Consider the following 16,963-nt stretch of genomic DNA (forward strand, 5'->3'; position numbering starts at 1 on the left):
TTTGATGGTTTCTTGGGTTCAGGGACGCCCCTGGAGGAGTCCCGTAATAAAATCACTATCAATTTCCGTAAAATCCCGGAAGACCCGGTCTGCCTCGGTAAGGACCTCCGGGTCCCCTATACCGATGCTGGTCATCCCGGCCGAGTTGGCTGCCGCGATACCGGCAAGGGCATCCTCGAAGACCACGCAGCTTGGGGCCGCTACCCCCAGGCGGGAGGCTGCAAGCTCAAAGACCTGCGGGTCCGGTTTGGCCCGGGTGGTATCGTGCCCGTCCACCACGGCGCTGAAGTATTCCGTAAGGCCCACCTTCTCCAGGATGGGCTTGGCATTCTTACTGGCAGAACCCAGGGCCATAGGCACCCCCCGGGAGCGCAGGAAATCCAGTACCCTGGGTACGTCCGGCAGAATTTCGGAGGCGTCCATTTTTGCAATGTACCCGAGGTAATCCTCGTTTTTCTCCACCAGCCAGCGGTCGAATTGCTCCTGAGACACGGTTAGCCCACCCATTTCCAGCAGGAGTTCCAGGCAGCGTTTGCGGCTTACACCCTTGAACTGCTCATTGTCCTCCTCTGTAAAAGGGATGTCCAAGTGGTCTGCCAGGTGTTTCCAGGCGTGGTAATGGTATTTGGCGGTATCGACGATAACGCCGTCGAGGTCGAATATGAATGCTTTCATGTGTGTTGAGTCGCTTGCAAGCTGCTTCCAAATATAGATAAGGAAAATGACTTGTCCGGGTATCCTGTACAAGGATCTGCCCCGGGGTCAGGAGAGGACGGTGGATTCCCGCTCTATTAAGGCCGTGGGGATGATCCGGGTCTGGTAATTCCGTGCATCGTTCTCGTCGTATTCCATCTCAACCTTGGATATGAGCAGCTCTGCAGCTGCCTGACCCATGAGTTCCCCCTGCTGGTCCACGGTAGTGAGGGACGGGGAACTGTAGCGGGAAAGCAAGCCATCGGTAAAGCCCACAAAAGAAACATCCTGGGGGACCCGCCTGCCGAGTTGCTGGGCCAGCCGGATGGCCCGGACTGCAAAAATCTCATTAACACAAAGCACGGCATCGAAATCCTGTTCCCGGAAAAACCGCAGGCTTGAGGACTCCTCCTCAAACTGGTAGGGAAGCCTCAGGATAAGTTCCTCCAGCACCGGCAGCCCATGTGCCTCCAGGGCCTGCCGGTACCCCGCTTCCCGTTTGGCACTTACATTCAGGTAGGTTTCGGTGGTGAAAAGGGCGATGCGTTTGCGCCCGCTTCGGATGAGCCGCTCTGTAGCCTCCATCGCGGCCCTGGAGTCATCTATAATGACCTTGTCGCACCGGATCTCGTCGGTGACGCGGTCGAAGAGTACCAGGGGGATGCCCTGCTCGGTTACCTCCCGCAGATGGTTGAAATCGTTCCTGCGCTGGGTTTCGGCAGACAGCGCCATGATAAACCCGTCTATACTCCCGTTGGCCAGCATCTCCATGTTGATGACCTCCTTGTCGAACGACTCGTCCGAAACACACACGATCACATTATACCCCTTGGCATTGGCATACTTCTCTATCCCCCGGAAGACCGTCGTGAAGAAATGGTGCACAATGTCCGGGACAATGACGCCAATATTCTTGGTGCGCTTGTTTTTCAGGCTGATGGCAATGTTGTTGGGTTTGTAGTTGTAGAGCCTGGCAAAGGCCTGCACCTTGTCCTTGGTATCCTGGCTGATCTCTTCGCTGTTCTTGAGGGCCTTGGAAACAGTCGAAATGGAGACGTCCAGTTCCCGGGCAATATGCTTGAGGGTTATTTTGCGTTTCACAGCTGTCGGTTGCGGTTTTCGACCATGAAAGTACGCAATATTCCCGTGGGGGAAAACAGCATCAAACCATAATAAATACAGGTTATTAACAATGTTTTGGCAAATTTTGCTAAATTGCCGGACGAATAAAAAAAAGCTATATTTGATTCGCTATTGGCAAATTCCACCCCTCCGTAATACCGATTGGCTAATTTAGCGAGGTACAAATTATCAGATCAGCATTATCCAAAGTTATTAACACGAAACCGTTTTCGTAAGGCCGCAGGTGCCGTAGAATAGGATATTAACCTTTTTTTTACATACTTTGACCCCTTGAATTAAATTAACTAAACTCAAAAATTAACTATCTATGAAGATTACGCTACTGAAGGGCTTGTTGCTTGTCGGCGCATTTTTATGCTTCGGACTGGTGCAGGCGCAAGATGTATCAGGTACTGTTTCTGATGCAAACGGTCCGCTTCCGGGAGCCAGTGTGGTCGTTAAAGGAACCACCACGGGTACCCAGACGGATTTCGACGGTAATTATACGCTGTCGGGCGTACCCTCCGATGGAGTGCTGGTATTCAGTTATATCGGTTATTCCACCCAGGAAATTGCCGTTAACGGGCAGTCCACTATTAACGTAACCCTGACGGAAGATGCCACGGCACTCGATGAAGTTGTGATCATCGGTTACGGTCAGACTACTGTTAAGGATGCGACAGGTTCGGTAACCGCAGTAACCTCCGACGACTTCAACGGCGGTGTCATCGCTTCCCCGGAACAACTGATCCAGGGTAAGACAGCCGGTGTTAACATCCAGCAAACCAGTGGTGAGCCGGGTGCCGGGATCCAGGTAAACATCCGGGGTTCCAACTCTGTCCGCGGTAACAACAGCCCGCTGTTCGTAGTGGATGGGGTGCCGCTGTTCGGCCAGAACACCGATGCCTCCGGAGATACCGGACAGGGTGGAAGCGAAGTGGGTAACCCCCTTAACTTCCTTAACCCCAATGACATCGAAAGCATCTCTATCCTGAAAGATGCCTCTGCTACCGCTATCTACGGTTCACGGGGTGCCAACGGTGTTATCATCATTACTACCAAGAGCGGCCGCGGAGCCAGCGGCGGGCAGATCGAGTGGTCTTCCAGCCTGAGCATCTCCACCCCCGTTCGCAAGTACGACCTGCTGGATGCCGACGGCTTCCTTCAGGCAGTTAGCGATTACGGCGGAAACCCGAACAACGTAAACTTCGGAGCCAACACAGACTGGCAGGAAGTAGTACTGCGTACAGCCGCCTCCTCCAACCACAACATCGCCTACAGCCGCAACTACGGCTCCGGGAACGTCCGGGCCACTTTCGGTTACCAGAAGCAATTCGGTGTGGTTGAGAAGTCAGAATTTGAGCGGATTACCGGGCGCCTCAACCTGAACCAGCGCCTGCTGGATGACAAACTCATCCTGGGTCTTCAGGCTTCCGTAGGTCGCGTTAACCGGGAGCAGCCGCCTCTGGCTGCAGGAGCCGGATTCCGGGGTGACATCCTCGGTGCCGCCTACTCCGCCAACCCGACCTGGCCTTCCAACGCCGGCTTCGACGATGGTGGTGGGCAAATCCAGCCCGCCAACTACCTGAATGAAACTCAGAACCGCACCAACACCAACCGGTTCCTGATCAACGGTTCTGCCGAGTACAAGTTTACCCCGGAATTCTCCGCCAAGGTAAACCTGGGCTACGACCAGTCCGAAAGTGAGAACACTTCCGTACTGTCTACCAAACTCCAGAACTTCACCGGTATTGAAGGAAACGGTTTCGGTACCTACAATACCCTGGACCGGGAAAACAAAACCCTTGAAGCTACCTTAAACTACGTTAAGGAATTCGAGAACTCCAACCTCGACCTGCTCGTGGGTTATGCCTTCCAGGATTTCCGCACCTCCGGCCGCAACGCTGCCGGACGCGGGTTTGGTACTTCCGACCTGAACGAAATGGGCGATGACCTGCGCAACACCATCAACGCTGCCGCAGCCACCATCGACGGGTCTTACCAACAGTTCTACTACGGGACCAATACCTCCGGGCTGGTGGTTAACCGCCTCTTCCCGTCTGTTGTGGCCGGGGAAACCCAGTCCTTTCAGTTCCTCCGCGGCGTCCGCGCTGCGGTTGCCGATGTCTTCGACAACACCGATGAGCTGCAATCGTTCTTCGGGCGTGTGAACTACAGCATTGCCGGCAAGTACCTCTTTACCGGTACCATGCGGGCAGACGGTTCTTCCCGTTTCGGTCCTGATAACCAATACGGGTACTTCCCCTCAGGAGCCTTCGCCTGGCAGATTGCCGAGGAGGATTTCATCGGGGAGAATGTCTCCACCCTGAAACTCCGTCTGAGTGCCGGTATCACCGGTAACCAGGATGGCCTTGGGTACGGAAACTTCGTAGCCCGCCAGCGTTTTGCCGGCCTGGGCATCAACAACGACAACACGGTTAACCAAAACGGTCTTTCCATTGTTGCCACCGACGTTCCCGACCTGAAATGGGAATCTACCATCAACTTCAACGCCGGTCTCGATTTCGGGTTCAACCTGGATCGTTTCAGCGGTAGTATTGATGTATACCGGAACGAAACCCAGGATGTACTGCTGCAAACGCCGCCGGCCGCGCCTTCTACCAACCCCTTCCAGTTTGGTAACGTGGACGCCAGCATCATCAACCAGGGTGTGGAACTCGCGTTGAACTACGACTTCGTACAAACCGAAGACGCCACGTTCTCCGCTTCCTTCAACATTGCCTACAACCAGAACGAGATCCAGGATTTCGCCGGCGCCATCAACACTGGTGAGATTGCAGGTCCCGGTCTTTCCGGAGCCTTTGCCCAGCGTTTCGAGGCGGGTCAGTCCCTGTTCTCCTACTACATGGCAGAGTTCCTTGGCTTCGACGCCAATGGAAACCCCCAGTACGAGGATGTTGACGGCAACGGTATCGGCGATCCGGATTCCGACAAGAAATTCGTCGGAGAGGATGCCCTTCCGGATGTAACTACCGGTCTCAGCCTGAATTTCAACTACAAGAACTGGGATATGAGTGCCTTCTTCAGCGGGCAGTTCGGCTTCTCCGTTTACAACAACACGGCTAACTCCTTCTTCAACGCCGGCCAGATCGTTACCGCCCGTAACGTGACTGTCGACGCTGCCAACGCTGGCGAGAACGGAGGTGCTTCCACTGCGGTATCTACACGTTTCCTTGAAAAAGGAGATTTTGTACGGTTCCAGAACGCAACCATTGGCTACAACGTGCCTCTTACTGGAGACGGGACGTTCAAGAGCCTGAGGTTCTCCCTTACCGGTCAGAACCTGCTGCTGATCACCGATTACAGCGGTATCGATCCTGAAGTTACCGTACCTACCGGTACGCTTGGTTCAGGAGTACCGACCCGGGGTATCGACTGGGCCGCGTTCCCGAACCCGCTTACTGTAACCTTTGGAATTAACGCCACCTTTTAATTAAAAAAATTGTCTATCATGAAAAGATATCTGAAGTATTTTTCTTTATCTCTGTTGGCGGTATTCGCCCTCGGTTCCTGTACAGACCTGGAAATCGAGGAAACGGATTCCTTCATCAGCGAAGGGTTCCAGGGTCTTGAAGACCCCACCTCTGCGCTGAACCAGCTCTATAACCAGGTAGGAGGCCAGCTTGGCGACCAGGCCAACACCTACGCCCTTACCACCGTTACCACAGACGAACAGCTCATCCCTACCCGGGGTGCAGACTGGGGGGATAACGGACGTTGGAGGAAACTCCACCAGCACGAGTGGGGCTTTGAGGAAACTGACATCCTCACCCCCTTCGACCAGTGGAACGCTAACCAGCTCCTCGCATCCCAGATCCTGGATGACCGTACCGGAGCCCCGGCCGATGTAGCTGCCCAAGCCCGCTTCCTGCGCGCCTGGTCTATGTTCATCATCCTGGATTTCTACGGACAGGTTCCTTTCCGCGACACCCAGCTCTCTTCCTCAGAACTGCCTTCTGTCCTGACAGGAGCAGAAGCTGTTAGCTTTATCCTTGCCGACCTGGATGCAGCCATCTCCGGACTGCCTGCCGTTCAGGCCGGAACCGGCGACCTGAGCAGGGCTTCCAAAGCCGCTGCCCGGATGCTGAAGGCTAAAGTGCTGCTGAACCGCCACATCTACGAGAACCAACTCACTGGTGGAGGCGGGTCTCCCGCAGCCGGCGATATGCAGGAAGTAATCAGCCTGGTAGATCAGATTGCCGCCGATGGCTACGCCCTGCAAAGCGGCTACTTCGAAATCTTCGAAAACAGCGCTGACAGCGAAACCATCTGGTTCATCAACTCCGGTAACACCGGTAACCGTATCTTCAACGGGTTGCACTACAACTCTACCGGTCTCGGTGGAGGAGGGTGGAACGGCTTCAGCACCCTTGCTGAGTTCTACGACCTCTTTGAAGGCGATGCCAACCAGAACCGTTTTGCCACAGACCTGGAAAGCGCCCAGATCGATGGGCAGGAAGAGCGTCGTGGTGGCGTTCCTCAGGAAGGTGTTCCCTTCTCAGGTGCCGCCAATACCTCCGACAATGGCGGGTATGAGGATGGCTCCAACGTAGGACTTGGTTTCCTCGTAGGCCAGCAGTATGCCCTTAACGGGACTGCCCTGGAAGATCGTCAGGGACAGCCCCTGGTATTCTCCCGGGAGTTTGTTGACGGAGATGGTAACGCCAGCCTGATTAACAACGACGAGAAAACCGGTATCCGGGTAATGAAATACAGCCCCCGTTTCGGAGGAGGTTTCACTAACCACGTACTGGTTATGCGCTATGCCGACGCTCACCTGATGAAGGCAGAGGCCATGATGCGCAGCGGTGGCGACCCCACTGCCATGGTAAACGAACTGCGTGTACTTCGCGGTGCTGCCCCTCTGGGTACCGTTACCGAGTCTGAGCTTCTGGACGAAAGAGGTCGTGAGCTCTACACCGAAGGCTGGAGGCGTAACGATATGATTCGTTTCGGCCAATACCTGCGCAACTGGGAATTCAAGGCGGATACAGACCCCAAGCGTCTGCTCTTCCCCATCCCGCTGCCGCAGCTTCTGGCTAACCCGAACCTGGTTCAGAACCCGGGGTATTAATCCCGATAGCCATACAGAAAAGGCCGCCCTGAGGCGGCCTTTTTTTATACGCGGAATCCAAAAACTAATAAAAGATTAACAAGGGTAAAAGGATCGATAAAAGCCTGTGTTGTCGCCAGTAAACACGGGGCATTTCCCCTGATAATCGCTAATTTAGCAGCCCTTGAATTAGCTATGCGGCCAACGATTATCACGCTTCTGACCCTGCTACTCCTTTCCGCATGCCGGGATGCCACCCCCCTATTCCGCGAACTCAAGCCCGGGCATACGGGGATTGCATTTGCAAACCGCCTGGAAGAAACCCCAGAGCTCAACATCCTCAATTACCTGTACTACTACAATGGAGCAGGCGTAGCGGCAGCGGACTTTAACAATGACGGGCTCATAGACCTGTACTTTACCGCCAACCAGCAGGCCGATGCCCTCTACCTGAACCAGGGCGGGTTACAGTTCAAGGACATTACAGAGGCCTCCGGATTGCCGGTGGAGGCACTGGGCTGGACTACCGGGGTGACCCATGTGGATATCAACGCGGATGGCCTTTTGGATATCTACGTCTGCCAGGCCTCCGGCTACCGGAATCTCTCCGGGGTCAACCGCCTGTATGTCAACCAGGGCGTGGATGCCAATGGCATCCCCCAATTTGCCGAAAAAGCCGCAGACCATGGGTTGGATATCTCGGCCCTGAGCACCCAGGCCGCCTTTTTTGACGCCGACGGGGACGGCGACCTGGATGCCTTCCTGATGAACCATTCGGTCCACCCTAACCGGAACTACGGGCGGGGGAGCCAACGACTGGGGTACGACCCCCTGTCCGGCGACCGCCTGTTGCGGAACGACAATGGCTTTTTTACGGACATCAGCCAGCAGGCGGGGATCTACCAGGGCAAGGCGGGATACGGCCTTGGCCTCGGCATCAGCGACCTGGACGGCAACGGGTATCCCGATATCTATGTGGGCAACGACTTCTTCGAAAACGATTACCTCTATCTGAACCAGGGTAACGGGCAATTTGTGGAAGTAATTGCCTCCGATTCCTCCGGCGTGGGGCACACCACCCATTTCAGCATGGGCAATGACATTGCAGACCTGAACAACGACGCCCTCCCGGACATCCTTTCCCTGGATATGCTACCGGAAGACCTGGTCACCTACAAGACCTCCGGGCTGGAGTACGCCTACCCCATATACCGCCAATACCTGCAACAGGGGTTTGCCCCTCAATACATGCAGAATACCCTGCAGCTGAACCTGGGCGGCGGCCGCTTTTCCGAGGTAGGATACCTCAGCGGGGTTGCGGGCACCGAATGGTCCTGGGGGACCCTTATAGCCGATTTCGACAATGACGGCTGGCGCGACATCTTTATCACCAACGGGATCAAAGGCGCCACCAACGATATGGACTATATGAACTTCATTGCCAATGAAGACATACAGCGCCGTATCGATGCAGGTATGCGGCAGTCCGATATGCCGCTTACCCGGGAGATCCCGCAGAAAAAGGTCCCCAACTATATCTTTCGCAATGAGGGAGACCTGGGGTTCTCCAACCAGAACGGTTCCTGGATGGACGCTCCTCCCTCCTTTAGCCACGGCTGCGTCTATGCCGACCTGGACCGGGATGGCGACCTGGACCTGGTGGTCAACCACATGGACCAGACCGCTTCCCTCTATGAGAACACCCTATCCGGGGCGCATTACCTGGGCCTCCGTTTTGAAGGGCCCCATGCTAACCCCCACGGCATTGGCGCGCGGGTCTGGCTCTACGGTCCGCAAGGCATCCAAACCGCGGAAAATTTTCCAACCAGGGGCTATCTTTCGGCCGTTGCCCCTGAGGTGCACTTCGGTTTGGCAGAGACCCGCATCGATTCCCTGAAAGTCCTCTGGCCCGACGGTGCCACCCAGGTGCTGCGCCAAACCCCTGCCGACACCCTCCTTACCCTCCGCAGGGCCGATGCCCGGCCGGGTAAGGCATTCCCACAGGGACCCCCTCCCGTGTTACGCGCAAATGACTCCCTGTTCCCGGTACTGCATCGGGAGAACCCGGTCCTGGACTTCGACCGCGAACCCCTTATTGTGTATGCCGGGTCTACCCAGGGGCCTGCACTGGCTGTGTCAGACCTCAACGGCGATGGGCTGGACGACCTGGTCATAGGCGGGGCCAAACGCCAACCAACTGCCCTGTACCACCAGACAGCAGATGGGGATTTCCTCCCAGCCACCCCGGATATTTTTGAAGAAGACGCCCTTAGCGAGGATACCGCCCTGCTGCTGGTCGATGTAAACGGGGATGGCTGGACCGACCTGGTTACCGGGAGCGGCGGGAATGAATTTCGCGAAGGAGAGCCGTTGCAACCCCGGCTCTACCTTAACCGGGGCGGCCGCCTGGAAAAAACAACGGGAGCCTTCCCCGGAATAGAACTCAATGCCTCCCACATCAGCACCACCGACCTGGAAGGAGACGGGGACCCGGACCTGCTCATCACTTCGGACGGGGTACCCGGGGCCTTCGGGAAGCCCCCTGTGCACTACTTGCTGGAAAATGACGGCACCGGCACCTTCAAGGATGTCACCCATGCCCGCATCCCGGGTCTTACTGCTTCCGGGGCCATAAGTGCTGCCCAATGGGCAGATTTCAACGGGGATGGCCGGACCGACCTGGCTGTAGCGGGACACTGGAGCCCGGTCCGCATCTTCCTGGCCAGGGGCAACCGCTGGGAGGAAGCTGCCGGAAACGGCCTTGAAACTACCCATGGGTGGTGGAACGCCCTGCGCGCGGCAGACCTGGACGGGGATGGGGATACCGACCTCCTTGCCGGAAACTGGGGGCTCAACAGTAAATTCCAGGCCAGCCAAGAAACCCCGGTACGCCTCTATAGGAACGACTTCGACGAAAACGGCTCTGTAGAACCGGTGGTGACCTATTTCCATAAAGGAGTGGAAACCCCCTTTGCCTCCCGGGATGAACTGGCCAAACAAATGCCCTTCCTGAACAAGAAGTTCAGGACCTATAAGGCCTTTGCCCAGGCCAGCCTGCGCGAGGTCTTTTCGGATGAAGCCCTTCAGGCAGCCGAAAAAAGCGAAGTATACCTGCTGGCCAGCTGCATCTTCCGCAATGACGGGAAGGGTAACTTTCAAAAAGAGGAACTGCCCCGGATTGCTCAGACCTCGGCGATTTTCGACTTTGGGGTGGAGGATTTCACCGGGGACGGCCAAACAGACGTCCTTGTGGTAGGCAACCACTACGACATTAGCACCCAGCTGGGTAGGCTGGATGCCTTCCAGGGGTTACTTTTGCAGGGGGATTCCCGGGGCGGTTTCCGCTGGGACCCTCGAATGGACCCCTATATCCCCGGGGCTGGAAGGTGTGTGGAACCCATCGAGATTGAAGGAAAAAAGACATGGATCATCGGCAGGAACAACGATACCCCCCTGCTGCTGTCCCAAACGAAAGAATGAAAATGAAAGCAAGACGACTTATAATAGCCCTCACGGGGATCTTTGCACTGGCATCCTGTGGCGACCAGCAGCAGGATAACGCAGGCGCAGCTGCCGGGCAGGAACCCCTTTTCACCCTGTTGCCTCCGGACAGTACCGGGGTCTCTTTTGTGAACCAGGTGGAAAACCAGAAGGAGTTCAACATTTTCAAATACCGCAACTTCTACAACGGAGGGGGTGTGGCCCTGGGGGACATCAACAACGACGGCCTCACCGATATCTTCCTTACCGGCAACATGGTGTCCAACAAACTCTACCTGAACAAGGGGGGGTTCAAGTTCGAGGATATTACGGAATCTGCCGGGGTCGGGGGGAATAAACCCTGGTCTACCGGGGTCACCATGGCAGATGTCAATGCCGATGGCCTGCTGGACATCTATGTGAGCAATGCCGGGAACATGGAAGGCAACAACCACGACAACGACCTGTATATCAACAACGGGGACAATACTTTTACCGAGCGAGCCCACGAATTCAACCTGGCCGAAACGGGGTTCACCACGCATGCGACCTTCTTCGATTACGACAAGGACGGGGACCTGGATGCCTATATCCTGAACAACAGCAACATCCCTGTAAGCAGCCTGGGCTATGCCGAGCAGCGGGAGGTCCGCGCCCAGGACTGGGAAGGCGTCCCGCATATCTTCCGCGGCGTGGGCGACATGCTGCTGCGCAACGACGGGGGTACTTTTACAGACGTAAGCGAGTCGGCAGGTATCTACGGCAGCCTCATCGGTTTTGGCCTGGGGGTATTGGTGTCGGATTTTAACCAGGACCTGTACCCGGACATTTATGTCTCCAACGACTTCTACGAACGGGACTACCTCTACATCAACAACCAGGACGGGACCTTCAGCGAACAGATCAAGGACTGGACCGGCCACCTGAGCCTTTCGGCCATGGGGATCGATATCGGGGATATCAATAACGACGGGCACCAGGACGTGTTTATAACCGACATGCTCCCCGAAGCCGAGCAGCGGGTAAAATCCGTTATGGAATTTGAAGGGTACAATGTCTACAAACTCAAGGAGGGCAAGGACTTCGGCCACCAGTACATCCAGAATACCCTGCAGCTCAACAACGGGAACGGGACGTTTTCCGAAGTGGCTTACTACAGTGGGGTTCATGCCACCGACTGGAGCTGGGCCGGGCTGATGTTCGACATGGACAATGACGGGTACCGGGATATCTTTGTGACCAACGGGATCAACCACGACCTTACGGACCTGGATTTTGTGGATTTCTTCGCCAATGAAATCATCCAGAAAATGGCCCTGACCGGCCGGAAGGAATCCATCGATTCCATCATCCAGAAAATGCCCATTAAACCTCAGCCCAATTACGCCTTCCGCAACAAGGGCGACCTGACCTTCAGCAATGCCAATGCAGACTGGGGCTTCGAACTCCCCACCCGTTCCAACGGCGCTGCCTACGGGGACCTGGACAACGACGGCGACCTGGACCTGGTGGTCAACAACGTAAACATGCCCGCCTTTGTGTATCGCAACAATACCGAAACCCAAACCGACCACCACTACATCAGGTTCCGCTTCCTCGGCACGGACCAGAACCCCTTTGGGGTGGGAGCCACCGTGAGGGCCTACGCCAATGATCAGGTATGGGTTCAGGAACTGGTTCCCTCCAGGGGGTTCCAGTCTTCGGTGGACTACCGCATTACCTTCGGCCTGGGGGCCACTACCCAACTGGACTCCCTGCGGGTGATCTGGCCGGACGACAAAACCCAGGTCCTGACAGGGGTTGCGGCCGACCAGGAGGTCCTGTTGGACTATGCCAGCGCCAAGGAGGTATACCAGGTACCCCGGGCAGGAACTACCCCTTCCCTGCTCACCGAAGTACCCCTACAGGGGGTGAAGTCCCACAACGAAGACCTCTATAACGACTTCGACCACGAAGGGCTTATTTACGGGAAGCTCTCCCAGGAAGGCCCGGCCCTGGCCGTAGCCGATGTGGACGGGGACGGAAACGACGACTTTTACCTGGGGGGCGCCTCGGGGGAAAATGGCTCCTTGTACCTCCACCGCGGGCAGGGCAGACTCACCGAGAAACCATCCGCGGCATTCACAGCGGATGCAGCCTTCGAAGACACGGCAGCAGCCTTCTTCGACGCCGACGGGGACGGAGACCAGGACCTGATGGTCGCCTCCGGCGGGAACCAGGCAGACCGGTACCGTACCTACCGCCCCCGGCTGTACTTGAATGACGGAAAGGGGAACTTCGTTAAATCGGCCCAGGAACTGCCCACCAGCTTTAAGAACATGGCCACGGTAAGCCCCTACGACTTTGACGGGGATGGAGATGTGGATGTCTTTATTGGCTCGCGTTCGGTAGCCGGCATCTACGGTGTAGACCCGGACCACCTCCTCTTGGAGAACGACGGGTCCGGAAATTTCCAGAACGTCACAGACCGGGCCGGGAATGCCCTGAAGTACGCCGGGATGGTGACCGATGCCCAATGGGCGGATATGGACGGGGACGGCCGTAAAGACCTGCTGACCGTAGCAGACTGGGGGACCCCGAAGATCTACACCAACAATGGCCGGCGGCTCAGCCCCATGGCCACAAGCCTGGACACCCTGGACGGCTGGTGGAACGCCCTTGCAGTCGCAGACCTGGACGGGGACGGGGACCAGGACCTGATCCTGGGCAACCAGGGGTCCAACCTGCATTACAAGCCCACCCCGGGCAAACCCATGAAGATGTGGGTAAATGATTTCGACGGGAATGGGACCCTGGAACAGGTGGTTACCCTCACCAATGAGGCAGGGGACTACCCCCTGCACCAGAAAAAGGAACTCACCGCCCAGGTGGTATCCCTCAAAAAAGAAAACCTGAAGGCCTCGGTCTACGCCGCCCGGACCATCCACGAACTGTTCCCCGGGGAACTGGTAAACCGCTCCATAGTGAAACGGGCCGTGATTTCCGAATCGGTCCTGGCTATCAACGAGGGCAACGGGCAATTCCGCATCCAGGTACTACCGCCCCGCGTCCAGTTCTCATGCCTCTGCGACATCGCCTGTACGGACATCAACCAGGACGGGAATCTGGACCTGATTATGGCCGGGAACAATTACGAATTCAAGCCACAGTTCTCCCGCCTGGATGCCAGCTACGGGAATGTACTGTTGGGGGATGGCGCCCTTGGCTTTGAGTGGCAGCCCTACGACCGCAGCGGCTTTGTCATGCGGGAAGAAGTGAAATACCTGCGCGAGCTTAAGGACCGGGAGGGACGTACCTACCTCCTGGCCGCGGCCAACGACAGCAAACCGAGATTATTTGCCATCAATGAGTAGAAGAGCCCTCATACCAGTACTCGTCCTGGGCCTCCTTGCGGGCTGTTCCCGCGGAGGGGAGGTTTTCGACCAACCCGGGCCCGGGGCCACCGGCCTGGACTTTACCAACCAGCTGCAGGAATCCGACCGGCTCAATATCCTTGATTACCTCTACTTCTACAACGGGGGCGGGGTGGCCGTGGGCGATGTGAACCAGGACGGGCTGCCGGACATCTATTTTTCCGGGAACCAGGTGGGCAACAAGCTCTACCTGAACCGGGGTGGCATGCAGTTCGAAGATGTGACCGAAACGGCAGGAGTAGCCGGGCAAAGCACCTGGAACACCGGTGCCGTGATGGCCGACGTGAATGCCGACGGCCTGCTGGACATCTACGTATGTGCCGTGGTGGGCATCAATGGCTTTACCGGCCACAACGAGCTCTTTATCAACAATGGGGACGGGACCTTCACCGAGCGGGCCGCCGAATTCGGGCTGGACCTGGACACCTACAGTTCCAATGCGGCCTTCCTGGACTACGACGGGGACGGGGACCTGGACATGTACCTGCTTAACCACGCCGTCCATACCCAGGACTCCTACGGGAAGGCGTCCCTGCGGTACGAGCGCAACTACGAGACCGGGGACCGGCTCATGCGAAACGACGGCGGGAGGTTCACCGACGTAAGCGAAGCGGCCGGCATCTATGGCGGCATCAATGGGTACGGGCTTGGGCTGGCAGTATCCGACTTCAACCAGGACGGCTACCCGGACCTTTATATCGGCAACGACTTCCACGAGGACGACTACTTTTACCTGAACAACGGAGATGGCACCTTTACGGAAAGCCTCCGGGACTACTTCGGGCATACCAGCCGGTTTTCCATGGGCAGCGACGTGGCCGACATCAACAACGACGGGCGCCCGGATATGATTTCCCTGGATATGCTCCCGGAAGACGAGGTGCCCCTCAAATCCTCAGAGGGGGACGACAATGTGCAGACCCAGCGTATGCGCACCGAGGAATTCGGCTATTACTACCAGTTTACCCGCAATATGCTCTACGTGGGGCAGCCGGACGGCCGCTTTAGCGAAACGGCCCTTATGAGCGGGGTTGCCGCCACCGACTGGTCCTGGAGTGCCCTTTTTGGCGACTGGAACCTGGACGGCCACCAGGACCTCTTTGTTTCCAACGGGATCCCCAAGCGCCCCAACGACCTCGATTTTGTGCGGTATATCTCCAATGACCAGATCAGCAGCACCATGGACAATACCCGCCTGGTAGACCAGGAAGCTCTGGAGATGATGCCCTCGGGGAATGTCCACAATTACGTCTTTGAAGGCCGGGAAGGTCTTGGGTTTGAGGACCGCAGCAACCAATGGATGCAGCCGGACACCCTGCTTTCCGGGGCAACGGCCTGGGCCGATTTCGATGCCGATGGGGACCTGGACCTTGTGGTGAATAACCTGAACCACCCTGCCAGCCTGCTGGTGAACAAAAGCGAAAAGAAGGGCAACTACCTGAAACTCCGCCTGCAGTTCTCCCCGAAAAACCGTTTTGGGGTGGGCAGCAAAGTCTTCGCCTATACGAATGCCGGAATGCTGTACCGGGAGCTCTTCCCTGTCCGTGGGTTCCAGGCGTCCTCCGAACCCATGGTTCACCTGGGCTTTTCCCCGGGCCAGCAAGTCGATTCCATCCGGGTGGTGTGGCCGGACAATACCTACCAGACCCTTGTGGCTCCCGACCTGAACCAAGACCTGGTCCTGACCCCGGACGGCCCCAAACCCTTCGACTACAATTCTATCAAAACCCGCAGTAAATCTCTGTTTGTGCGGACACAGGATAACCTCGGGCTTCAGTTTACCCACCGGGAAGACCGGTACACGGATTTTAACCGGGAAAAACTCCTCCCCTACAGCTTTGCAGACCGCGGGCCTGCCTTTGCCGTAGGGGACCTGGATGGAGACGGGAAGCAGGATGTCTTTTTTGGCGGCTCCAAGCGCATCCCTTCCCAGGGCTTTATTCAACAGGACACTACCTTTATACCCTACCCTTTACCAGAGATTACGGCAGACAGCCTCCCGGAAAATACAGCAGCCCTGCTAGCCGATTTCGACCGGGACGGGCAGGACGACCTCCTAATAGGAAACGGGGGGTCCGACTTCTTTGGCACTTCCAAACCCCTGCTGAACCAGTATTTCAAATACACCGGCGGGCAGTGGATGGAAGAAGGCCTTCCGGAGTCCTACAGCAATACCGCGGTCCTGGCCCCTTACGATTTTGATGGGGACGGGGACCTGGACCTTTTTGTGGGCAACCTCTCCCTTACAGGACAATTCGGGTCTGCCCCGGATTCCTACCTGTTGGAAAACCAAAACGGCACCTTTATCCTGTCCGGGGCGCTGGACGGTAAAGGCCTGGGCATGGTAACCGATGCGTTGTGGACCGATTTCGATGCCGACGGGGACGGGGACCTCATTGTTGTGGGGGAATGGATGGCCCCGGTGTTTTTTACCAACCGGGACGGCCGCTTTGAAGGGACTTCCAACCCAGCCCAAACCGGCCTGTGGCAATCGGTAGCGGCCATGGATATGGACGGGGACGGAGACACCGACATCGCCCTGGGCAACTGGGGTGCCAACTCCAAATTCAGGGCCTCGGAGGAACGCCCCTTGCGGCTATACCTCTCAGATTTCGACAAGGATGCCAGCCCGGACCCGGTTATCGCCACCGCCAAAGGCGATGGGTATTACCCCCTTGTGGGCCTGGACGAACTGGGGTCCCAGATGGTGTTTTTAAGGCGGAAATTCCCGAAGTACCGGGATTTTGCCGGACGCACTATGGAGGAAATTTTCGGGAAGGAAGCCCTGGAGGCCAGCAGGGTCTCAGAGGTGCGGGAGCTCCGCTCCGGCTACCTCCGAAACAACGGCGGCATCTTTGATTTTGTTCCGTTCTCTGAAGCCTTGCAGGTAGCCCCCATCCTGGAGCTCCTCCCTTACGATTTTGACGGGGATGGGACGGAAGAGCTTCTGGCAGCCGGGAACTATTTCGGGCTGAAACCCTACCAGGGGCGGCTGGACGGCTTTCCGGGGGCTCTCATAAAACCGGATGGCCATGTGCTGCCAGCTAACGAATTGGGCCTGGAATTGCTCCATAAATCGGTACGCCACCTGAAGATAATTACCTTTAAAAACAAACCCTACCTGCTGGCAGTGTTCAACAATGCCCCGGTAGAAGTATATGCCTTAACCTCAAAATAAAAG

General features: G+C 56.8%; 7 protein-coding genes. 5 read left to right on the forward strand and 2 right to left on the reverse strand.

Annotated elements, in window-relative coordinates:
- Positions 1–18: 18 nt before the first annotated feature.
- Together pgmB and CA832_RS00870 are read right to left on the reverse strand one after the other, a co-directional pair.
- Positions 19–675 carry a beta-phosphoglucomutase gene (gene pgmB / locus CA832_RS00865; RefSeq protein WP_088339672.1) on the reverse strand — a complete coding sequence of 219 codons (657 nt, stop codon included), beginning with the start codon at positions 673–675 and terminating at the stop codon, positions 19–21.
- Between the two features lie 87 nt (positions 676–762).
- The gene (locus CA832_RS00870) at positions 763–1,794 is read right to left on the reverse strand and encodes a LacI family DNA-binding transcriptional regulator (RefSeq protein ID WP_088339673.1); all 1,032 of its coding nucleotides are present in this window, start codon (positions 1,792–1,794) and stop codon (positions 763–765) included.
- A 349-nt stretch (positions 1,795–2,143) separates the two neighbouring features.
- Here CA832_RS00870 and CA832_RS00880 point away from each other — a divergent pair, with 349 nt between their 5' ends.
- The 5 genes from CA832_RS00880 to CA832_RS00900 all read left to right on the forward strand — a co-directional run bounded on the left by CA832_RS00880 (position 2,144) and on the right by CA832_RS00900 (position 16,960).
- Positions 2,144–5,269 carry a SusC/RagA family TonB-linked outer membrane protein gene (locus CA832_RS00880; protein WP_088339675.1) on the forward strand — a complete coding sequence of 1,042 codons (3,126 nt, stop codon included), beginning with the start codon at positions 2,144–2,146 and terminating at the stop codon, positions 5,267–5,269.
- 18 nt (positions 5,270–5,287) lie between these two features.
- Positions 5,288–6,910 carry a RagB/SusD family nutrient uptake outer membrane protein gene (locus CA832_RS00885; protein WP_088339676.1) on the forward strand — a complete coding sequence of 541 codons (1,623 nt, stop codon included), beginning with the start codon at positions 5,288–5,290 and terminating at the stop codon, positions 6,908–6,910.
- 174 nt (positions 6,911–7,084) lie between these two features.
- Positions 7,085–10,369 (forward strand): VCBS repeat-containing protein, encoded by a 3,285-nt coding sequence (locus tag CA832_RS00890; RefSeq protein WP_088339677.1) that lies wholly within the window; start codon positions 7,085–7,087, stop codon positions 10,367–10,369.
- Positions 10,366–13,722, forward strand: coding sequence for a VCBS repeat-containing protein (locus CA832_RS00895; RefSeq protein ID WP_394335730.1), 3,357 nt, complete (start codon positions 10,366–10,368; stop codon positions 13,720–13,722). The genes CA832_RS00890 and CA832_RS00895 overlap by 4 nt, the downstream gene beginning before the upstream one ends.
- Positions 13,715–16,960 (forward strand): VCBS repeat-containing protein, encoded by a 3,246-nt coding sequence (locus CA832_RS00900; protein WP_088339679.1) that lies wholly within the window; start codon positions 13,715–13,717, stop codon positions 16,958–16,960. Before CA832_RS00895 ends, CA832_RS00900 begins: the two co-directional genes overlap by 8 nt.
- Positions 16,961–16,963 lie beyond the last annotated feature (3 nt).

Source organism: Robiginitalea sediminis, assembly GCF_002198115.1.
GTDB lineage: Bacteria > Bacteroidota > Bacteroidia > Flavobacteriales > Flavobacteriaceae > Robiginitalea > Robiginitalea sediminis.

Bases quoted from the DNA above. Each gene is read 5' to 3' on its own strand.
- pgmB (WP_088339672.1), bottom strand. From the start codon at position 675: ATGAAAGCATTCATATTCGACCTCGACGGCGTTATCGTCGATACCGCC.
- CA832_RS00880 (WP_088339675.1), top strand. From the start codon at position 2,144: ATGAAGATTACGCTACTGAAGGGCTTGTTGCTTGTCGGCGCATTTTTA.
- CA832_RS00885 (WP_088339676.1), top strand. From the start codon at position 5,288: ATGAAAAGATATCTGAAGTATTTTTCTTTATCTCTGTTGGCGGTATTC.
- CA832_RS00890 (WP_088339677.1), top strand. From the start codon at position 7,085: ATGCGGCCAACGATTATCACGCTTCTGACCCTGCTACTCCTTTCCGCA.
- CA832_RS00895 (WP_394335730.1), top strand. From the start codon at position 10,366: ATGAAAATGAAAGCAAGACGACTTATAATAGCCCTCACGGGGATCTTT.
- CA832_RS00900 (WP_088339679.1), top strand. From the start codon at position 13,715: ATGAGTAGAAGAGCCCTCATACCAGTACTCGTCCTGGGCCTCCTTGCG.